This window comes from Pseudochelatococcus sp. B33 (genome assembly GCF_053570585.1).
On sequence record NZ_JBSEFH010000006.1, the window covers coordinates 265,912 to 283,963 of the forward strand.

Sequence of the window (18,052 nt, forward strand, 5' to 3'; positions counted from 1 at the left end):
GGGCGGGCGCCGGAAGACATGGGGCTTGGCCCGCATCGGTTCGGGAGCGATAACATGAGCGACATCGGACATTTCATCGGCGGCAAGCGCGTGGCCGGGCGCAGCGGGCGCTTCGCCGACGTCTTCAACCCCTCCACCGGCGAGGTGCAGGCGCGTGTGGCGCTCGCCTCGCGCGAGGAACTGCGCGAGGCGGTCGAGAACGCCAAGGCCGCGCAGGTCGGCTGGGCGGCGCAGAACCCGCAGAAGCGCGCGCGGGTGCTGATCAAGTTCCTCGAACTCGCCCACAAGGAATATAATTCCCTCGCCGAGCTCCTCGCCAGCGAGCACGGCAAGACCGTGCCCGACGCCAAGGGCGACATCCAGCGCGGGCTCGAAGTCGTCGAGTTCGCCATCGGCATTCCGCACCTGCTCAAGGGCGAGTTCACCGATTCCGCCGGCACCGGCATCGATGTCTATTCCATGCGCCAGCCGCTCGGCGTGGTGGCGGGCATCACGCCCTTCAACTTCCCTGCCATGATCCCGCTGTGGAAGGCCGCGCCCGCGCTCGTCTGCGGCAACGCGTTCATCCTGAAGCCCTCCGAGCGCGACCCCTCCGTGCCGCTGCGCATCGCCGAGCTCTTCCTTGAGGCCGGCCTGCCGCCCGGCGTGCTCAACGTCGTCAACGGCGACAAGGAGGCGGTCGACGCCATCCTCGATGACCGCGACATCAAGGCGGTCGGGTTCGTGGGCTCGTCGCCGATCGCGCAGTACATCTACACCCGCTCGGCGGAGACCGGCAAACGCGCCCAGTGCTTCGGCGGCGCCAAGAACCACGCCATCATCCTGCCCGACGCCGACCTCAACCAGACCGTCGACGCGCTCATCGGCGCGGGCTACGGCTCGGCCGGCGAGCGCTGCATGGCGATCTCGGTCGCGGTGCCGGTGGGCCAGGAAACCGCCGACCGGCTCATCGAAAAGCTCGTGCCGCGCGTCGAGAACCTGCGCATCGGCCCCTCGACGGACGCCGCCGCCGACTACGGCCCGCTGGTGACGCGCCAGGCGCTCGATCGCGTCGAGAGCTACATCGCCTCGGGCGTCGAGGAGGGCGCGTCGCTTGTCGTCGACGGGCGCGGCTTCACGCTGCAGGGCTACGAGAACGGCTTCTACATCGGCGGCTCGCTGTTCGACAACGTGACGACCGACATGAAGATCTACAAGGAGGAGATCTTCGGCCCCGTGCTCACCGTGGTGCGCGCCCACAACTACGAGGACGCGCTGGCGCTGCCCTCCGACCACGAATACGGCAACGGCGTCGCCATCTTCACCCGCGACGGCGACGCGGCGCGCGACTTCGCGGCGCGCGTGAACGTGGGCATGGTCGGCATCAACGTGCCGATCCCGGTGCCGATCGCCTATCACACATTCGGCGGCTGGAAGCGCTCGGGCTTCGGCGACCTCAACCAGCACGGCCCGGATTCGATCCGCTTCTACACCAAGACGAAGACGGTGACCTCGCGCTGGCCCTCGGGCGTCAAGGACGGCGCGGAATTCGTCATCCCGACGATGCGGTAATTTTTGGCGCTGATGCCCTTGAGGCAATGGCCGGCGGCACCTCCGCCGGCCACTCCGCGCATCGACGAAAAGTCAAAAAACAAGGGAGAGAAGGGATGAGCAGTTCAATCGGCTTCATCGGCCTCGGCAACATGGGCGGGCCGATGGCGGCCAATCTGGTCAAGGCTGGGCACAGGGTCACCGGCTTCGACCTCGTACCCGCGGCGCTGGAGGCCGCGAAGGCGGCGGGCGTGACCGTCGCCGCCACCGCCGCCGAGGCGGCGGCGAATGCCGACGTCGTCGTCACCATGCTGCCCAACGGCAAGCTGGTGCTCGATGTCTGGAACGGGATCGCGGCGCATGTGAAGCCGGGCAGTCTCGTCATCGACAGCTCGACCATCGACGTCGACAGCGCCCGCAAGGCGCACGCCCTGTTCGCGGACAAGGGCGTGCACACCCTCGACGCGCCGGTGTCGGGCGGGACGGTCGGCGCCCAGGCGGCGACACTGACCTTCATGGCCGGCGGCGACAAGGAAGCCTTCGCGCGCGGCGAGCCGATCCTCGCCGCCATGGGCAAGCGCGTCGTCCATTGCGGCGACGCCGGCGCCGGGCAGGCGGCCAAGATCTGCAACAACATGATCCTCGGCATCTCCTCCATCGCGGTGGCGGAGGCCTTCGTGCTCGGCGAGAAGCTCGGCCTGTCGCACGAGGCGCTCTTCAACGTCGCCTCCACGTCGTCGGGCCAGTGCTGGGCGCTGACGACGAACTGCCCGGTGCCCGGCCCGGTGCCGACGTCGCCGGCCAACCGCGACTACAAGCCCGGTTTCGCCACGGCGCTCATGCTCAAGGACATGAAGCTGTCGCAGGCGGCGGCGCTGGCGGCGGGCGCGTCGACGCCGCTCGGCGCGGAGGCCACACAATTGTTTGACCTGTTCGATAAATTGGGCCATGGCAACGAGGATTTCTCTGCCATCATCCGGTTCCTGCGTGGCGGAACCGTCGGCGGAAACGAAGGAGAGCAAGCCCGATGAGCTATGAAACCATTCTCACCGAAGTGAAGGGCGAAGGCGAACGCGGCCGCGTCGGCCTCATCACGCTCAACCGCCCCAAGGCGCTCAACGCCATCAACCGCCAGCTGACCGAGGACGTGCTGGCGGCGACGGCCGCCTTCGACGCCGATCCCGCCATCGGCGCCATCGTCATCACCGGTTCCGAGAAAGCCTTCGCGGCCGGCGCCGACATCAAGGAGATGCAGCCGCAGAGCTACACCGACATGTACCTCGCCGACTGGTTCGGCGCGTGGGAGAAGTTCGCCCGCACGCGCAAGCCGGTGATCGCGGCGGTGGCGGGCTTCGCGCTCGGCGGCGGCTGCGAGCTCGCCATGATGGCCGATTTCATCCTCGCCGCCGATACGGCGAAGTTCGGCCAGCCGGAGATCAAGCTCGGTGTCATTCCCGGCATGGGCGGCAGCCAGCGGCTGACCAAGCTCGTCGGCCGCGCCAAGGCGATGGAGCTGGTGCTCACCGGCCGCTTCATCGATGCCGAGGAAGCCGAGCGCATCGGCCTCGTGGCGCGCGTGGTGCCGGCCGCCGACCTCCTCGACGACGCCATCAAGACGGCCGAGACCATCGCCTCCTACTCGCTGCCGGTGACGCTCCTGGCCAAGGAGGCGGTGAACCGCGCCGACGAGCTGACGCTCGCCGAGGGCCTGCGGTTCGAGCGGCGCGTGTTCCACTCGCTCTTCGCCCTCGAAGACCAGAAGGAAGGCATGACCGCCTTCGTCGAGAAGCGCGCGCCCGATTTCCGCGACCGCTGACCACCCGGCTCTCCCTTCCGGCCGGCCGCCCCCCTGGGGCGGCCGGTCTCTTTTTGTTCATAAAAATACAAAGACAATAGACTATGTTGACATGAATCAGGGAATAGTTTGTAGTTCCCGCGTCTGATCGATGCGCGTCTTCAGCATTGACGACAGGTCTCCCGCCGGAGCTGACATTTTATGGTTTCACCGTTTTCAATCGATACCGGCGGCATTCCGCGCCGTCCCGCACCGCCCGCTGTTCCCCATCGCATAGCGAGCGACGCGGAGGCCATCGCGATCGCCAGGGACCTCGCGGCGCATTTCGCCAAGGGCGCGTCGGAACGCGACCGCAGCCGCATCCTGCCGTGGGACGAGATCGAGCTTTACACGGCGAGCGGCCTTGGCGGCATCACCGTGCCGCGCCGTTTCGGCGGCGCGCAGGTATCCTATGCGACGCTGGCGGAGGTGTTTGAAATCCTCACCGCCGCCGACGGCTCGCTGGGGCAGATCCCGCAGAACCATTTCGGCGTGCTCGGGCTCGTCGCGGACGTGGGGAGCGAGGCGCAGAAGGCGCGCATCTACGGCGAGGTGCTAAACGGTTTTCGCATCGGCAACGCCGGGCCGGAGCGCGGGCGCAACGCCGTCACCCACGTGACCACCCGGCTCACGCAGACGCCCGACGGCCTGCGGCTTTCCGGCGAGCGCTTCTATTCGACGGGCGCCATCTTCGCGCACTGGATCCCCACCCGCGCCGTGGACGAGGAAGGCCGCGCGCTGCAGGTGTGGGCGGCCCACGACGCGCCGGGTGTCACCGTCATCGACGACTGGTCGTCCTTCGGCCAGCGCACCACGGCAAGCGGCACCGTGGTGTTCGACAACGTGCCGATCGACCCCGAGCGGGTCATTCCCCTGTGGCGGTTCGCCGACACGCCCGGCCTCACCGGGCCGATATCGCAGTATATCCAGGCGGCGATCGATTCCGGCTTCGCCGTCGCCAGCATCGAGGACGCCATCCGCTTCGTGCGCGACCATACCCGACCATGGACGGATTCGGGCGTCGCCGCGGCCGCCGACGACCCTTACATCATCCAGGAGGTCGGCCGGCTCGAAATCGACCTCCACGCTGCGCAGGCGGTGCTGCGGGAGACGGGCGAACTGCTGGACGCGCTTTCGGCAGAGCCTGTGACCGCCGGGACGAGCGCGCGGGCGTCGGTCGCGGTGGCCGAGGCCAAGATCCTCACCACCGAGATCGCGCTCGAAGCGAGCGAGCACCTGTTCGCGCTGGCGGGTTCGGCGGCCACGCGCCACAAGCACAACCTCGACCGCCATTGGCGCAATACCCGCGTGCACACCCTGCACGATCCCGTGCGCTGGAAATACCACCTCATCGGCAATTACGCGTTGAACGGCGTGTATCCCGCACGCCACCAGTGGAACTGAGGGAGCGCGGCATGACGAATTCCAAGCTCCCGTCAGCCGAGCCCCCAATCGCCGCGCCCGCCCCGCCGCTGGCGGAGGCGGCGGCGATCATCCGTGACGATGCGGAGGCGCTCGCCGTCGCCCGGGAACTCGCGGCGGATTTCGCCCGGGACGCCGTGGCGCGCGACCGCGAGCGCCGGCTGCCGTGGCCGGAGCTGCCGCGCTACAGCGCAAGCGGTATCTGGGGCATCACGGTGCCGAAGGAATACGGCGGCGCGGGCGTCTCCTCGGTGACACTCGCCAATGTCGTCGCCGAACTGTCGGCGGCGGACGGTTCGCTCGGCCAGATCCCGCAGAACCATTATTACGCGCTCGAAGTGCTGCGCATCGGCGGCACGCCGGAGCAGAAGGCGTTCTTCTTCGAGCGCGCGCTCAGGGGCGAGCGTTTCGGCAATGCGCTCGCCGAGATCTCCCACCGCGACTACGTGCGCCGCACCGAGCTCGTGCGCGATCCCGCCGGCTGGTATGTCGAGGGGCGGAAATACTACGCCACCGGCGCGATCTTCGCCCACTGGATCCCGACCCTCGTCGTCGCGCAGGAGGATGGCGGCACCGTCAGCTACCTCGTCTTCATCCCGCGCACGGCGGCGGGCGTGACCATCATCGACGACTGGGACGGCTTCGGCCAGCGGGTGACGGGCAGCGGCTCGGTCGTGTTCGAGCGCGTGGCGGTCGAGCCCGAATGGGTGGTGCCGTTCCAGGCCTCCTTCGAGCGGCCGACGACCATCGGCCCCTTCGCCCAGATCCTGCACGCGGCCATCGATCTCGGCATCGGCTACGGCGCGTACCGGGCGACGCTGCCGTTCATCCGCGAGCGCTCCCGTCCCTGGATCGATTCAGGGGTCGAGAAGGCGAGCGACGATCCGCTGCTCATCGCGCAGGTCGGCGACGTGTCGCTGCGGCTCAGGGCGGCGCAGGCGCTCACCGACCGCGCCGGGCGCATCCTGGACGCGGCGCAGGCGCATTCCGACGCCGACAGCGTGGCGCGCGCCTCCGTCGCGGTGGCGGAAGCGCGCGTGCTCACCACCCGCGCGGGGCTTCTCGCCGCCAACAAGCTGTTCGAGCTCACGGGCACCTCGGCGACCTTCGAGGCGGACGACCTCGACCGCTTCTGGCGCAACGTGCGCACCCATACGCTGCACGATCCGGTGCGCTGGAAGTATCACGCGATCGGCAATTTCTACCTCAACGGCAAGCGCCCGCCGCGCCACGGAACCATCTAAGGAGGACGACATGAGCCTTGAGATCTTCTGGTTCCTGCCGACCTCCGGCGACACGCGCTATCTCGGCCAGTCGGATTTCGGGCGGCCCGCGACCAACGCCTACCTGCGCCAGATCGCCGTGAGCGCCGAGAGCCTCGGCTACGACGGTCTGCTCATCCCCACGGGCTCGAGCTGCCTCGATCCGTGGGTGACGGCCTCATCCCTCGTTCCGGTCACGCAGCGCATCAAGCTGCTCGTCGCGCTGCGCACGTCGATCAGCGGCCCCACGGCCTCGGCGCGGCAGGCGGCGACGCTCGATCAGGCGCTCGATGGCCGGCTGCTGCTCAATGTCGTGCCCGGCGGCGACGCGACCGAGCTCGCCGCCGACGGCGTGTTCCTCTCCCACGACGAGCGCTACGAGGCGGCGGACGAGTTCCTTGCCGTCTGGCGGCGGCTGCTTCAGGGCGAGACCGTCGATTTCGAGGGCCGGCACGTGCATGTCGAGGGCGCGCGGGTGTTTCATCCGCCCGTTCAAGAACCCCATCCGCCGCTCTATTTCGGCGGCTCCTCGCCGGCGGCGCACGAGCTCGCGGCCAAGCACGTCGACGCCTATCTCACCTGGGGCGAGCCGCCGGAAGCGGTGGCCGAGAAAATCGCCGACGTGCGCCGGCGCGCCGAGCGACACGGCCGGACCGTGCGTTTCGGCGTGCGCCTGCACGTCATCGTGCGCGAGACCAGCGCCGAGGCGTGGGCGGACGCCGACCGGCTCATCGCCCACCTCACCGACGACGACATCGCCCGGGCGCAGCAGAACTACGCCAACATGGACTCGGTCGGCCAGAGCCGCATGGCCGCCCTTCACGGCGGCCGGCGCGACCGACTCGTGGTCGGCCCCAACCTGTGGGCGGGCGTGGGGCTGGTGCGCGGCGGGGCGGGCACGGCCCTCGTCGGCAACGCCGAGGAAGTGACCGCCCGGCTCAAGGAATACGCCGATCTCGGCGTCGACACGTTCGTGCTGTCCGGCTACCCGCACCTCGAGGAGGCGATCCGCTTCGCGGAACTGGTGTTTCCGCACCTGCCGGGCAAGCGGCCCGTCACCATCCGCGCGGCGCAGACCGGCGGCGCCTTCGACATCCGCGCCACGCTGCCGGAGAACGGCCGGCAAGGAACGAAGCCATGACCGTGATCGACCTGCGCGCCCGCCCGGCCCTCCTGCACGACTTCTTCGGCGCGACGCCGGGCACGCCGGAATACCAGACCGCCCGCTGGCTCAACCGGCGCGTGGGCACGCGCGGCAACGACGCGCATTTCGACCGCTCCCGCACGCCCGAGGGCTTCATCGCCGAGGTGCGCGAGGCCGGGCTGTCGAAGGCCGTCGTCGTCGGCCGGCACACGCCGGGCCAGCACCTGCCCAACGACCGCATCCACGAGATCGTCGCGCCCCATGAGGAGCTGATCGGCATCGGCGCGGTCGACCCCGCGCTGCAGGGCGAGCGGGCGGCGCTGGAGGAGGCCGAGCGCGCCGTCAAGGTGCTCGGCCTCAAGGGCATCGACCTCGAACCCGGCTTCGGCGATCCGCCGCGCCATCCCGACGATCCGGTCTATTTCCCGGTCTACGAGCTCGCGCTCGCCCTCAAGGTGCCGGTCTTCTTCATGAGCGGGCCGACGACGCCCGATCCGCGCTTCAACGACCCCGCGCCGCTCGCCAGGGTGGCGCAGGCGTTTCCCGCGCTGCCGCTCGTGGTCTATCACGGCTACTGGCCCAACGTGCAGCAGATCGTCGGTGTAGCCTTCCGCTACGACAACGTGCATCTGGTGCCGGACATGTATCTGTTCCAGCCCGGCACGCAGACCTATGTCGATGCGGCGAACAGCTTTCTGGCCGACCAGTTCCTGTTCGGGTCGAGCTATCCCTTCCGGCCCATCCGCCAGACCATCGAGGACTTCCTGCAGGTGGGATTCAAGGACAAGGTCATCGAGCGGCTTCTCTACAGCAACGCGGCGCGGCTCTTCGGCATTGCCTGAGCCGCGGCGCATTGACACACCGCCGTTCCCGAACCACTCTCGCTACGCAAGGGCATCGGCGGGCGCCAGGTCCGCGGCACAGGGAGAAACGCAAATGACCATCAGGCCATCTCGCAGGGTTGTGGACAAGGTTGTCGGAGCGCTGTTCGGCGCCGCAGCGATGCTGGGCGTGTCGGCGTCCGGCGCGCAGGCCCAGCAGTTCATCAACGTGCTGACCGGCGGCACCTCGGGCGTGTACTATCCGCTCGGCGTCGCGCTGTCGGAGATCTATGCCGAGAACATCGAGGGCACGCGCACCCAGGTGCAGGCGACGAAGGCCTCGGTCGAGAACCTCAACCTGCTGGCGCAGGGCAAGGGGGAACTCGCGTTCGCGCTGGGCGATTCCGTCAAGTTCGGCTGGGAGGGCAACCAGGAGGCGGGCTTTCCGCGCCCGCTGACGCAGCTGCGCGCCATCGCCGCGATCTATCCCAACTACATCCAGATCGTCGCCGAGGCGGCCGCCAACGCGAAGACCGTCGAGGACCTCAAGGGCAAGACCCTGTCGGTGGGCGCGCCCGCCTCGGGCACGGAGCTCAACGCGCGCGCCATCTTCGCCGCCGCCGGCCTCAGCTACGAGGATCTCGCCAAGGTCGAGTACCTGCCCTATGCGGAATCGGCCGAGCTGATCAAGAACCGCCAGTTGCAGGCGACCCTGCAATCCTCGGGGCTGGGCGTCGCCTTCATCAAGGACCTCGCGACGACCCACAAGATCGACCTCGTGGCGATCCCGGCCGAGGTGGTGGAGAAGATCGGCGCGCCCTACGTGCCCTCGGTGATCCCCGCCAACACCTACACCGGCCAGACCGAGGACGTGCCCACCGCCGCGATCGGCAACATCCTCGTCACCAGCGACAAGGTCAGCGACGAACTCGCCTACCAGATCACCAAGCTGCTGTTCGAGAACCTCGACCGGCTCTCCGCCTCCCACTCCGCCGCCCGCTCGATCGACGTCGAGAAGGCGGTGGAGGGGCTGCCGATCCCGCTGCATCCGGGAGCGGAGCGCTACTATCGCGAAGTCGGCGCGCTGAAATAGGCCCGCAGGAACAGGCGTGCAATTGCATCAAACCAGAAAATGGGTACCATTTTTGGGATAGATTTGATGCACAAACAAAGAGATAGAGCAAAATGGCGATTCAGATTTAATGCATTTTGCTCTAGCCCATGAGCTGACGACAGCCGCACACCCCGGCGACACGGGTCGCCGGGGTGTGCCTTCGTGTTGAACCCGCGCCAGAAGAATCCGTTCTGGGAGGAAACAATGTCCCGCGCGACGGTACAACTCAGCGACCCCGATCATCCGAGCGCCGAGGAAAACATCGAGGGCCTGCCGCCGGGATTCGGCGAGGGCCTGCTCGGCCATATCGCCTACTGGATCGCCATCGCCTTCTCCGTGTTCCAGCTCTGGGTCGCCGCCTACGGCACGCTGCCGAGCCAGGTGGTGCGGGCCATGCACGTCGGCTTCCTGCTGCTGCTGGGCTATGTGCTGATCGGCAATCTCGTGGCGAAAAGCGGGCCGGCGCGCGCCTTCTTCTGGGTGCTCGGCATCACGGGGTTCCTGACCGGCGTCTACAACTGGGTGTTCTATGTGCCGCTCATCCAGCGCACCGGCTTCCTGACGCCGCTCGACCTCACGGTCGGCACGGTGATGGTCATCCTCGTGTTCGAGGCGGCGCGCCGGCTGATGGGCTGGCCGCTGGCGGTCATCGCGGCGATCTTCCTCGCCTATTGCTTCGTCGGTCACCTGCTGCCGCCGCCGCTCATCCACCGCGGCTACGACTTCGCGCTGATCGTGGAGCATCTCGGCTTCGGCACCGAGGGCATCTACGGCACGCCGGTCTATGTGTCATCGGCCTACATCTTCATCTTCGTGGTGTTCGCGGCCTTCCTCGAACGGGCGGGGATGCTGGCGCTCTTCAACGATTTCGCGCTCGGGCTCGTCGGCAGCGCGCGCGGCGGGCCGGCGCAGGTGTGCGTGCTGTCCTCCGCGCTCATGGGCACGATCTCGGGCTCGGGCGTCGCCAACGTGGTCGCCAGCGGCCAGTTCACCATCCCGCTGATGAAGCGTTTCGGCTTCCGCTCCGCCTTTGCCGGCGGCGTGGAGGCGACATCGTCCATGGGCGGGCAGATCATGCCCCCGGTCATGGGCGCCGTCGCCTTCATCATGGCCGAGACGCTCAACGTCCCCTACGCCGAGGTGGTGAAGGCGGCGCTCATTCCCGCCGCGCTCTATTTCGGCGCCTGCTTCTGGATGGTGCATCTGGAGGCGGGTAAGGCGGGGCTCGGCGGCATGGACCGCTCGACGCTGCCCGATCCGTGGGCCGCCGTGCGCCGGCAATGGCCGCTGGTGCTGCCGCTCGCCGCCCTCGTCTACCTGCTCTTCGCGGGCTATACGCCGATCTTCGCCGGTTCCGCCGGCCTGGCGCTCGTCGTGGTGCTCATTCTCGGCACGCCGCTTGCCGCACGCATGGGGCCGCTTCCCTTCCGCATCGTGTTCTGGATCGCGCTCGGGCTTGCCGCCGGGTCGTTCGTCGAGTTCGGCGTCAATATCCTCATCGGCGTCCTCGGCGCGCTGATGCTGGCCTGCGCGACGTTCCGGGGCGGGCGGGAGACGCTCGTCATCGTGCGCGATTCGTTGGCGCAGGGCGCGCGCAACGCGCTGCCGGTGGGCATCGCCTGCGCCATCGTCGGCGTCATCATCGGCACGCTGACGCTGACCGGCATCGCCTCGACCTTCATCGGCGCGGTGATCGCCGTCGGCCGCGACAACCTGTTCCTGTCGCTGGTGCTGACCATGCTGACCTGCCTCGTGCTGGGGCTCGGCATCCCGACGATCCCGAACTACATCATCACCTCCTCGCTCGCCGGCCCGGCGCTGCTGGAGCTCGGCGTGCCGCTGCTGGTGAGCCACATGTTCGTGTTCTATTTCGGCATCATGGCGGACCTGACGCCCCCGGTCGCGCTCGCCTGTTTCGCCGCCGCCCCCATGGCCAAGACGTCCGGCCTCAAGATCTCCATCGAGGCGACGAAGCTCGCCATCGCCGGCTTCATCGTGCCGTTCATGGCGGTCTACACGCCCGCCCTCATGCTGCAGGACGGCGGATGGATCACGGAGGCCTACGGCTATCCGGCCGAGGTGACCTATATCGTGGTGAAGGCCTGCTTCGGCGTCGGCCTGTGGGGCATGGCCGTCGTCGGCTTCCTCGTCGGCCCCGCCAACATCCTCGAGCGCCTCCTGGCGTTTGCGGCCGGCGCGCTGCTGGTGCTGGCGCTGCCCTATACGGACGAGCTCGGGTTCGCGCTCGGCATAGCCCTCATCGCCTGGCACTGGTGGCGGGCGGCGAGACGGCAGAAGGAACGCCCGGGAGCCGCCGCATGACCCTGTGCATCGCCACGGGCGGCACGGTGATCGCGCTCGCGGCTTCGACCTTCACCCTGAGCTGGATCCACTCGGTGGAGAAGACGCGCTGGGACGAGAGCTGGCGCGTCGAGGGCGGCAGGCTCGCGGTGGTCGAGGCGCGCGTGCGCGGCGCCGGCGCGGGCATCGACCTGCCGGAAGACGCCGAGCGCACGGCGGACGGCTGGCGCTACCGCCCGCGGCTCGCGCCGGTCCGCCGGCTGCTGCTCGCCGCCTCGGGCACGACCCCTTCCGGCTGGACGCTGTGCGCGGCGGGCGACTGCCGGGAACTCGCGGCCGGGCCGGGCGATCCCGTCGCCATCTGGGCAATGCCGCACGACGTCTGCAACCCGCCCCATTCCCCCCTGAAAACGGAAAGACCATGACCGACACCGCACGCACACCCTCCGAGACCGATTACGTCATCCCGCCGCCCGCGCGGGCGAGCATCGCCGTACACGGCGGCGGGCACTTCCCGCTGCGCCGGGTATACTGCATCGGCCGCAACTACGCGGCCCATGTGGCCGAGATGGGCGGCAGCGCCGACCGCGATCCGCCGATCTTCTTCCAGAAGCCCGCCGACGCCGTGGTGGAATCGGGCGCGACCATCCCCTATCCGTCGCAGACCCGGAACCTGCATCACGAGGTCGAGCTCGTCGTTGCGATCGGCAAGGGCGGCAGCGACATCGGCGAGGCGGACGCGCTCGCTCACGTCTGGGGCTATGGCGTCGGCCTCGACCTCACCCGCCGCGACATCCAGAGTCGGGACGGCAAGCCGTGGGAAATCGCGAAGGCCTTCGACCGCTCGTTCCCGGCGGGACCGCTGAGCCCTGTTTCCGAGACGGGCCATATCGACAAGGGACGCATCTGGCTCACCGTCAACGACAGGACGGTGCAGGAATCGGACATCGGCCTGCTGATCTGGAAGATCCCCGAGATCATTGCCCGCCTATCGGCGTTCTTCACGCTCGCGCCGGGCGATGTCATCCTCACCGGCACGCCGGAGGGCGTCGGGCCGCTGTCGCCGGGCGACAGGCTCGCTGCCGGGGTGGACGGGCTGCAGCCGCTCACCCTCGCCATCGACGGCAAGGTCACGTGAACCCGGCCGCATGAGCCCAGCCGCATGAACCCGGCCGCATGAACGGCGCCGCGCGCCAGCGGGTTGCGCGCGCGGGCGTTTGCGTTTATGCGCAATGACACAACGTCTATCGCTGCTGCGCCCGTCGTCAGAGCGTATTCCGGCCGGGACCGCCGGGGATTCGCTCCGCGTCGTGAGTCGCAGGGCATCAATCATCAAATCCGGGCCGGCCGCCCGGACTCGACCGGGGTCCAGCGCGCCGCCCGCATGCCGGAGGCACCTGTGGCAGGACATTCACAGTTCAAGAACATCATGCACCGCAAGGGAAAGCAGGACGCGGTGCGTTCCAAGCTGTTCTCGAAGCTGGCGCGTGAAATCACCGTCAGCGCCAAGCTCGGTATGCCCGACCCGAACCTCAATCCCCGCCTGCGCGCCGCCGTTCTCGCGGCCCGGGCCGAGAACATGCCCAAGGACAACATCGAGCGCGCCATCAAGAAGGCGGCGGGGGGCGATTCCGAAAACTACGAGGAAATCCGCTATGAGGGCTACGGCCCCGGCGGCACGGCGCTGATCGTCGAGGCGATGACCGACAACCGCAACCGCACCGCCTCCGACGTGCGCTCGGCCTTCACCAAGGCGGGCGGCAATCTCGCCGAAACCGGGGCGGTGTCGTTCATGTTCGACAGGGTCGGGTTCGTCGAGTTCGCCGCCTCCGTCGGCAGCGCCGATGCGGTGCTCGAAGCCGCCATCGAGGCGGGCGCCGACGACGTCGTGTCGGGCGAGGAAACGCATGAGATCTACTGCGACCAGGGGGAACTCGCCGCCGTGTCGAAGGCGCTCGAGGCCGTGTTCGGCGAGCCGCGCGCCACGAAGCTGATCTGGAAGGCGCAGAACGACGTCGCCGTCGACGACGAGGCGGCCGAAAAGGTCCTGCGGCTGATCGAGGTGCTGGAAGACAACGACGACGTGCAGACGGTCTATTCCAACGCCCAGTTCTCGGAAGCGCTGCTCGCCAGGCTCGCCGCGGACTGAACCCGCGCGCCGTCGCAAAGCGTTCCGATGCCCGCTTCCGGGGTGCCGGAGCGCGGCCGCCGACATTTTGCGCCAACGATCAATTGCCAACCCGGCTATCAACGCCTATATTTGAAAGAGTCTTCCCATCAATCAGGTGGTCGTTGACCGCCCCGGCAGAAAGAGCCGGGCCGGAGAGCGAGGGCCTATTGCCCGTCGTCGACCGACCTCCGAAACGTGACGCCGCAAGGTGCCCGCCGGCACGATGCGGCGTCTCATGGCACAAGGAGCCAAACCCAATGAGCACCGGACCGCTGATGCCCAAGGCGACCGCCGTCTGGCTTGTCGACAACACGGCGCTGACCTTCACGCAGATCGCCGAGTTCTGCAAGCTGCACCCTCTCGAGGTCAAGGGGATCGCGGATGGCGAGGTCGCGTCCGGCATCAAGGGCCTCGATCCCACCCTCACCGGCCAGTTGACCCGTGAGGAAATCGCGCTCGGGGAGGCCAATCCCGCCCACGTGCTGCGCATCGCGCCGCCCAAGGTGAAACTGCCCGAGGCCAAGCGCCGGCGCGGCCCCCGCTACACGCCCGTCTCCCGCCGCCAGGACCGGCCCAACGCCATCCTCTGGCTGCTGCGCAACCACCCCGAGCTCAAGGATGCGCAGATCATGCGCCTCGTCGGCACCACCAAGTCGACGATCGAACAGATTCGCGAGCGCACTCACTGGAACTCGGCCAACCTCTCGCCCGCCGATCCGGTGACGCTCGGCCTGTGCTCGCAGATCGATCTCGATTTCGAGGTCTCGCGCGCCATCAAGGACGCCCCGCCGCGCCCCGAGACCGACGGCGGCCGGAGCCTGCTGCCGACCGAGGTCTCCACCGCCCCCGCCTCGCCCTTCGGCGACGAGGAGACACCCCGCCGCGGCGACGAAGGGGAGATCGACGTCGAGAACGTGTTCGCCAAGCTCAAGACGCTCAAGCGGGATGACGACGCCGGCCCGACCGACGAGCGTGACGAGCGCGACGCGGCCGACAGTGTCGACCTCGGCGGCGTGTTCGCGACGCGCCCGACCGACGACGAGGACGAGAACCGGCATTAATTATGAGCCGGACCGGCGCGGATACCCTGACGCGCCGCACCCTGCGGCGCGTCAGGGACCGTCGCCCTGCTGGTTCTGTTCGGTGAGCTGGATGGTCCAGCTTCGCTGCTGGCCGGTGTCGACCTCGAAAAACCCGGTGCGATCGTAGCCTCTGGCGAGGCAGTTCTCGATGCCGCGAATGGAGAACTCCTTCTCCCGTGTGCACATCAGCGACTGGCCGGCCCATTCCCCGCCCCGGTCGTAATCCACGGCATGGACGTAATAGTAGCGGGCGGCCAGCGAGCCGCTGACCAGCGTCTCGCAACTGCGCACGCCCAGATTCCACCAGCCTTCCGTGACCCAGCCGCGATTGTCGCGATAGCCGAGCGCCACCCCGACCCGGCTCGCCGTCATGTTGCAGATGCGCAGGTCCGCCAGCGCCGCGTCCGTCGTCAACGGTGTCGCAGCGGCGGCAAGAGTGCCCGCGACAAGCGTCGAGGCGAGGAAACGGCGGCGTTCGCCGCGCGGTAAACGGGGCCGTGGTAAACGGAGCATGGCGTTCGGTGTCTCCTGTGCGGCGCGCACGGCACGGCAGGGATGGTCCCGGTATGATTTCCGCGCCGACGTGTCATCGTATCCGTCCATGCGCTTTTAGCGCGCCTGCCGGCCCGATGGAATCATCTGATCGATCGGAAATGACACCGGATCACGAAAGCCCACAGCCTCCCACAAGCCACGGCTGACACGATCGGCGGATTCGCAGGCGACAGCAGCAGCGCCGAGCCAGCCGGCGCGATCGGGGAAGACGGGCTGCCCCGACTGTGGCGACAGCCTCGCCTGCGAATGGAGTAGCGTCTAATGTGGCTGTTATTGCCTGTTAGCGTGAGCCTGGAAATGAAGAAGACCCGGAGGCGCTGGTCAATCGTGCTCCGGGTCTCGATCATTCTGTAAGGCAAGGGGCTGAGGGGAAACCCTCGGCTCCACTCCATACACGAAGATAGCAGCTTGTGTATTCTTTTCAAGGCCGACCGTTTCGGCGCGTATTCTTGGCCTCGGCCACGCGACTGGCATGGATCGGAAACGGCAGCGCGTGAGCCCACAGCCTCCCACAAGCCACGGCTGACACGATCGGCGGATTCGCGGGCGACAGCAGCAGCGCCGAGCCAGCCGGCGCGATCGGGGAAGACGGGCTGCCCCGACTGTGGCGACAGCCTCGCCTGCGAATGGAGTAGCGTCTAATGTGGCTGCTATTGCCTGTTAGCGTGAGCCTGGAAATGAAGAAGACCCGGAGAGGCTGGCAAGTCATCCTCCGGGTCTTGATCATCTTCTAGGCAAACGGGGGCGGGGCGAAAGCTCCGATCCCGCTCCAAACCCGAAGAGCAGTTTATGTATCATTTTCAAGGCCGACCGCTCCCGCGCTTTCCTGTCGCACACAGCGAATCTCCTCTGCACGCGTATCGCCCTCTCCCCAGCCATCCACAGTGATCCCACGATGCCCGCCCTTCGGCGGTGAAAGCTTTTGCCTCGCGCGGGCGTCGTGTCCTATTGTGCGCCTCCACGGATCGCGGCCCGGATCCGAAGGCGGGATACCAAGAGCAGGATAAATGGTCACAGACGTAGCCGACAGCGGCGTCGCCGCAGACGAATTGAAGCAGTTCATCGAGCGCATCGAGCGCCTCGAAGAGGAAAAGACCGCCATCGCCGGCGATATCAAGGAGGTCTACGCCGAGCTCAAGGGGCGCGGCTTCGACGCCAAGGCGATTCGCAAGATCGTGCAGATCCGCAAGAAGCCCGTCGAGGAACGCGCCGAGGAGGACGCGATCCTGGAGCTCTACCTCCAGGCGCTCGGCATGTCGGCCTGAGGGCCTCCCGCCGGCCGCCGTCTCGGCAAATAGTCTGAAACGGCCTTGTCCACGGGGCCGGCCGCGGCTTTCGTGATCGACAACGGCCGCGCATCGTTGCAGGATGAACCGTACAGCCGAAGCCGCAACGATGAGGTGACGCCGCGATGAGTAACGCCACCACGGACAGTGCCCTCCACGGGCATGTTACCAACGGCAGCGTCGCGCCGGACGTTGGCGACGGCCTGCTGCACAACCGCACCTTCGACGAAATGGCGGTCGGCGACACGGCTTCGCTGACGCGCACTGTCGGGCGCGACGACATCGACCTCTTCGCCGCCGTTTCGGGTGACGTGAACCCGGCCCATCTCGACAGCGAATTCGCGGCCACGGGCGTGTTCGGCCACGTGGTGGCGCACGGCATGTGGACGGCGGCGCTGATCTCGGCCGTGCTCGGCACCAAGCTGCCGGGGCCGGGCACGATCTACCTCGGGCAGGACCTGCGCTTCGTCAAGCCGGTGGCGCTCGCCGACACCATCACCGCCACCGTGACGGTGCAGGAGAAGAAGCCCGACAAGAACATCGCGGTGATCGACACCCAGTGCGTCAACCAGTACGGCGAGACAGTGCTCACCGGCACGGCGACCGTCATCGCACCGACGCACCGGGTGGAATGGCCGCGCATCGCCCTGCCCAAGGTCTCGCTGCGGCGGCACGATCTCTACGAATCCTTCGTCCACGAGGCCCGGCAGGGTGATCCGCTCAGGGTCGCCGTGGTGCACCCCTGCTCCACGAACGCCCTGCTCGCGGCGGCCGAGCTCTACCGCGAGGGATTCGTGGAGCCGATCCTCATCGGCCCGGACCACAAGATACGGCAGGTCGCGGAAGCGGCCGGCATCGACCTCAGCGGCATCGAGATCGAATCGGTTCCCCACAGCCATGCGGCGGCGGGGCGCGCGGTCGAGCTCGCCGCCTCGCTCAAGGTGGCGAGCCTGATGAAGGGCAGCCTCCACACCGACGAACTGCTCGCCGCCGTGCTGGCACAGGGGTCGGGGCTGCGTACGGAACGGCGCATCAGCCACGTCTACGTCATGGACGTACCCGCCTACAGCAAGCCGCTGATCGTCACGGATGCCGCCATCAACATCCAGCCGACGCTGGCGCAGAAGCGCGACATCGTCCAGAACGCCGTCGACTTCCTGCATGCGCTCGGCGTGGCGCAGCCACTGGTCGCGGTGCTGGCCGCGGTCGAGACCGTCAACGAGAAGATGCCCGCCACCCTCGACGCCGCAGCCCTTACCGTGATGGCGGCGCGCGGGCAGATCACCGGCGCGCTGGTCGACGGCCCGCTCGCCTTCGACAATGCCATCGACCTCGAGGCGGCGCGCTCGAAGGAAATCACCTCCCCCGTCGCGGGGCAGGCGGACGTCCTGCTGGTGCCCGATCTCGAAGCCGGCAACATCCTGGCCAAGCAGTTGCTCTACTTCGCCGACGCCGACGCCGCCGGCCTCGTGCTCGGGGCGCGCGTGCCCATCATCCTGACCAGCCGGGCGGATTCGCTGCGCACGCGCAT

At 68.1% G+C, this 18,052-nt stretch carries 16 protein-coding genes; 15 read left to right on the forward strand and 1 reads right to left on the reverse strand.

Features of this window, described 5'->3' with window-relative positions:
* Positions 1-54 precede the first annotated feature (54 nt).
* The 13 genes from ACUSIJ_RS08885 to ACUSIJ_RS08945 all read left to right on the forward strand — a co-directional run bounded on the left by ACUSIJ_RS08885 (position 55) and on the right by ACUSIJ_RS08945 (position 14,659).
* Positions 55-1,551 (forward strand): CoA-acylating methylmalonate-semialdehyde dehydrogenase, encoded by a 1,497-nt coding sequence (locus ACUSIJ_RS08885; protein ID WP_449308018.1) that lies wholly within the window; start codon positions 55-57, stop codon positions 1,549-1,551.
* A gap of 26 nt (positions 1,552-1,577) precedes the next feature.
* On the forward strand, positions 1,578-2,561 hold the full coding sequence (mmsB, locus tag ACUSIJ_RS08890; protein ID WP_449308019.1) for a 3-hydroxyisobutyrate dehydrogenase: 984 nt from the start codon (positions 1,578-1,580) through the stop codon (positions 2,559-2,561).
* Positions 2,558-3,346: an enoyl-CoA hydratase gene (locus tag ACUSIJ_RS08895; RefSeq protein WP_449308020.1), complete on the forward strand. Its 789-nt coding sequence runs from the start codon at positions 2,558-2,560 to the stop codon at positions 3,344-3,346. The genes mmsB and ACUSIJ_RS08895 overlap by 4 nt, the downstream gene beginning before the upstream one ends.
* A 180-nt stretch (positions 3,347-3,526) precedes the next feature.
* Entirely contained in the window at positions 3,527-4,768 is a 1,242-nt protein-coding gene (locus tag ACUSIJ_RS08900) for an SfnB family sulfur acquisition oxidoreductase (protein ID WP_449308021.1), read from the forward strand.
* An 11-nt stretch (positions 4,769-4,779) separates the two neighbouring features.
* On the forward strand, positions 4,780-6,030 hold the full coding sequence (locus tag ACUSIJ_RS08905) for an SfnB family sulfur acquisition oxidoreductase (RefSeq protein ID WP_449308022.1): 1,251 nt from the start codon (positions 4,780-4,782) through the stop codon (positions 6,028-6,030).
* A 10-nt stretch (positions 6,031-6,040) separates the two neighbouring features.
* Complete coding sequence (ssuD, locus tag ACUSIJ_RS08910; protein ID WP_449308023.1) at positions 6,041-7,189, forward strand: FMNH2-dependent alkanesulfonate monooxygenase; 1,149 nt, start codon at positions 6,041-6,043, stop codon at positions 7,187-7,189.
* Positions 7,186-8,034 (forward strand): amidohydrolase family protein, encoded by an 849-nt coding sequence (locus ACUSIJ_RS08915; RefSeq protein ID WP_449308024.1) that lies wholly within the window; start codon positions 7,186-7,188, stop codon positions 8,032-8,034. Before ssuD ends, ACUSIJ_RS08915 begins: the two co-directional genes overlap by 4 nt.
* A 94-nt stretch (positions 8,035-8,128) precedes the next feature.
* The gene (locus ACUSIJ_RS08920; protein WP_449308025.1) at positions 8,129-9,106 is read left to right on the forward strand and encodes a TAXI family TRAP transporter solute-binding subunit; all 978 of its coding nucleotides are present in this window, start codon (positions 8,129-8,131) and stop codon (positions 9,104-9,106) included.
* A gap of 225 nt (positions 9,107-9,331) precedes the next feature.
* Positions 9,332-11,449 (forward strand): TRAP transporter permease, encoded by a 2,118-nt coding sequence (locus tag ACUSIJ_RS08925; protein WP_449308026.1) that lies wholly within the window; start codon positions 9,332-9,334, stop codon positions 11,447-11,449.
* Positions 11,446-11,853 carry a DUF1850 domain-containing protein gene (locus ACUSIJ_RS08930; RefSeq protein ID WP_449308027.1) on the forward strand — a complete coding sequence of 136 codons (408 nt, stop codon included), beginning with the start codon at positions 11,446-11,448 and terminating at the stop codon, positions 11,851-11,853. Before ACUSIJ_RS08925 ends, ACUSIJ_RS08930 begins: the two co-directional genes overlap by 4 nt.
* Entirely contained in the window at positions 11,850-12,566 is a 717-nt protein-coding gene (locus ACUSIJ_RS08935) for a fumarylacetoacetate hydrolase family protein (RefSeq protein WP_449308028.1), read from the forward strand. Before ACUSIJ_RS08930 ends, ACUSIJ_RS08935 begins: the two co-directional genes overlap by 4 nt.
* A gap of 261 nt (positions 12,567-12,827) precedes the next feature.
* The gene (locus tag ACUSIJ_RS08940) at positions 12,828-13,577 is read left to right on the forward strand and encodes a YebC/PmpR family DNA-binding transcriptional regulator (protein ID WP_449308029.1); all 750 of its coding nucleotides are present in this window, start codon (positions 12,828-12,830) and stop codon (positions 13,575-13,577) included.
* Positions 13,578-13,855: 278 nt separating this feature from the next.
* The gene (locus ACUSIJ_RS08945; protein WP_449308030.1) at positions 13,856-14,659 is read left to right on the forward strand and encodes a DUF1013 domain-containing protein; all 804 of its coding nucleotides are present in this window, start codon (positions 13,856-13,858) and stop codon (positions 14,657-14,659) included.
* 51 nt (positions 14,660-14,710) lie between these two features.
* Here the strand turns inward: ACUSIJ_RS08945 and ACUSIJ_RS08950 are convergent, their stop codons facing one another.
* On the reverse strand, positions 14,711-15,193 hold the full coding sequence (locus ACUSIJ_RS08950; protein WP_449308031.1) for a DUF1036 domain-containing protein: 483 nt from the start codon (positions 15,191-15,193) through the stop codon (positions 14,711-14,713).
* Positions 15,194-16,242: 1,049 nt separating this feature from the next.
* Here ACUSIJ_RS08950 and ACUSIJ_RS08955 point away from each other — a divergent pair.
* Together ACUSIJ_RS08955 and ACUSIJ_RS08960 are read left to right on the forward strand one after the other, a co-directional pair.
* Positions 16,243-16,500 carry a DUF2312 domain-containing protein gene (locus ACUSIJ_RS08955; protein WP_449308032.1) on the forward strand — a complete coding sequence of 86 codons (258 nt, stop codon included), beginning with the start codon at positions 16,243-16,245 and terminating at the stop codon, positions 16,498-16,500.
* A gap of 251 nt (positions 16,501-16,751) precedes the next feature.
* Positions 16,752-18,052, forward strand: a 1,301-nt coding sequence (locus ACUSIJ_RS08960) for a bifunctional enoyl-CoA hydratase/phosphate acetyltransferase (protein ID WP_449308040.1), incomplete at its 3' end; no start/stop codon positions are given.

Bases quoted from the DNA above. Each gene is read 5' to 3' on its own strand.
- ACUSIJ_RS08930 (WP_449308027.1), top strand. From the start codon at position 11,446: ATGACCCTGTGCATCGCCACGGGCGGCACGGTGATCGCGCTCGCGGCT.
- ssuD (WP_449308023.1), top strand. From the start codon at position 6,041: ATGAGCCTTGAGATCTTCTGGTTCCTGCCGACCTCCGGCGACACGCGC.
- ACUSIJ_RS08955 (WP_449308032.1), top strand. From the start codon at position 16,243: ATGGTCACAGACGTAGCCGACAGCGGCGTCGCCGCAGACGAATTGAAG.
- ACUSIJ_RS08935 (WP_449308028.1), top strand. From the start codon at position 11,850: ATGACCGACACCGCACGCACACCCTCCGAGACCGATTACGTCATCCCG.
- ACUSIJ_RS08885 (WP_449308018.1), top strand. From the start codon at position 55: ATGAGCGACATCGGACATTTCATCGGCGGCAAGCGCGTGGCCGGGCGC.
- mmsB (WP_449308019.1), top strand. From the start codon at position 1,578: ATGGCCGGCGGCACCTCCGCCGGCCACTCCGCGCATCGACGAAAAGTC.
- ACUSIJ_RS08945 (WP_449308030.1), top strand. From the start codon at position 13,856: ATGAGCACCGGACCGCTGATGCCCAAGGCGACCGCCGTCTGGCTTGTC.
- ACUSIJ_RS08915 (WP_449308024.1), top strand. From the start codon at position 7,186: ATGACCGTGATCGACCTGCGCGCCCGCCCGGCCCTCCTGCACGACTTC.
- ACUSIJ_RS08900 (WP_449308021.1), top strand. From the start codon at position 3,527: ATGGTTTCACCGTTTTCAATCGATACCGGCGGCATTCCGCGCCGTCCC.
- ACUSIJ_RS08905 (WP_449308022.1), top strand. From the start codon at position 4,780: ATGACGAATTCCAAGCTCCCGTCAGCCGAGCCCCCAATCGCCGCGCCC.
- ACUSIJ_RS08895 (WP_449308020.1), top strand. From the start codon at position 2,558: ATGAGCTATGAAACCATTCTCACCGAAGTGAAGGGCGAAGGCGAACGC.
- ACUSIJ_RS08920 (WP_449308025.1), top strand. From the start codon at position 8,129: ATGACCATCAGGCCATCTCGCAGGGTTGTGGACAAGGTTGTCGGAGCG.
- ACUSIJ_RS08925 (WP_449308026.1), top strand. From the start codon at position 9,332: ATGTCCCGCGCGACGGTACAACTCAGCGACCCCGATCATCCGAGCGCC.
- ACUSIJ_RS08950 (WP_449308031.1), bottom strand. From the start codon at position 15,193: ATGCTCCGTTTACCACGGCCCCGTTTACCGCGCGGCGAACGCCGCCGT.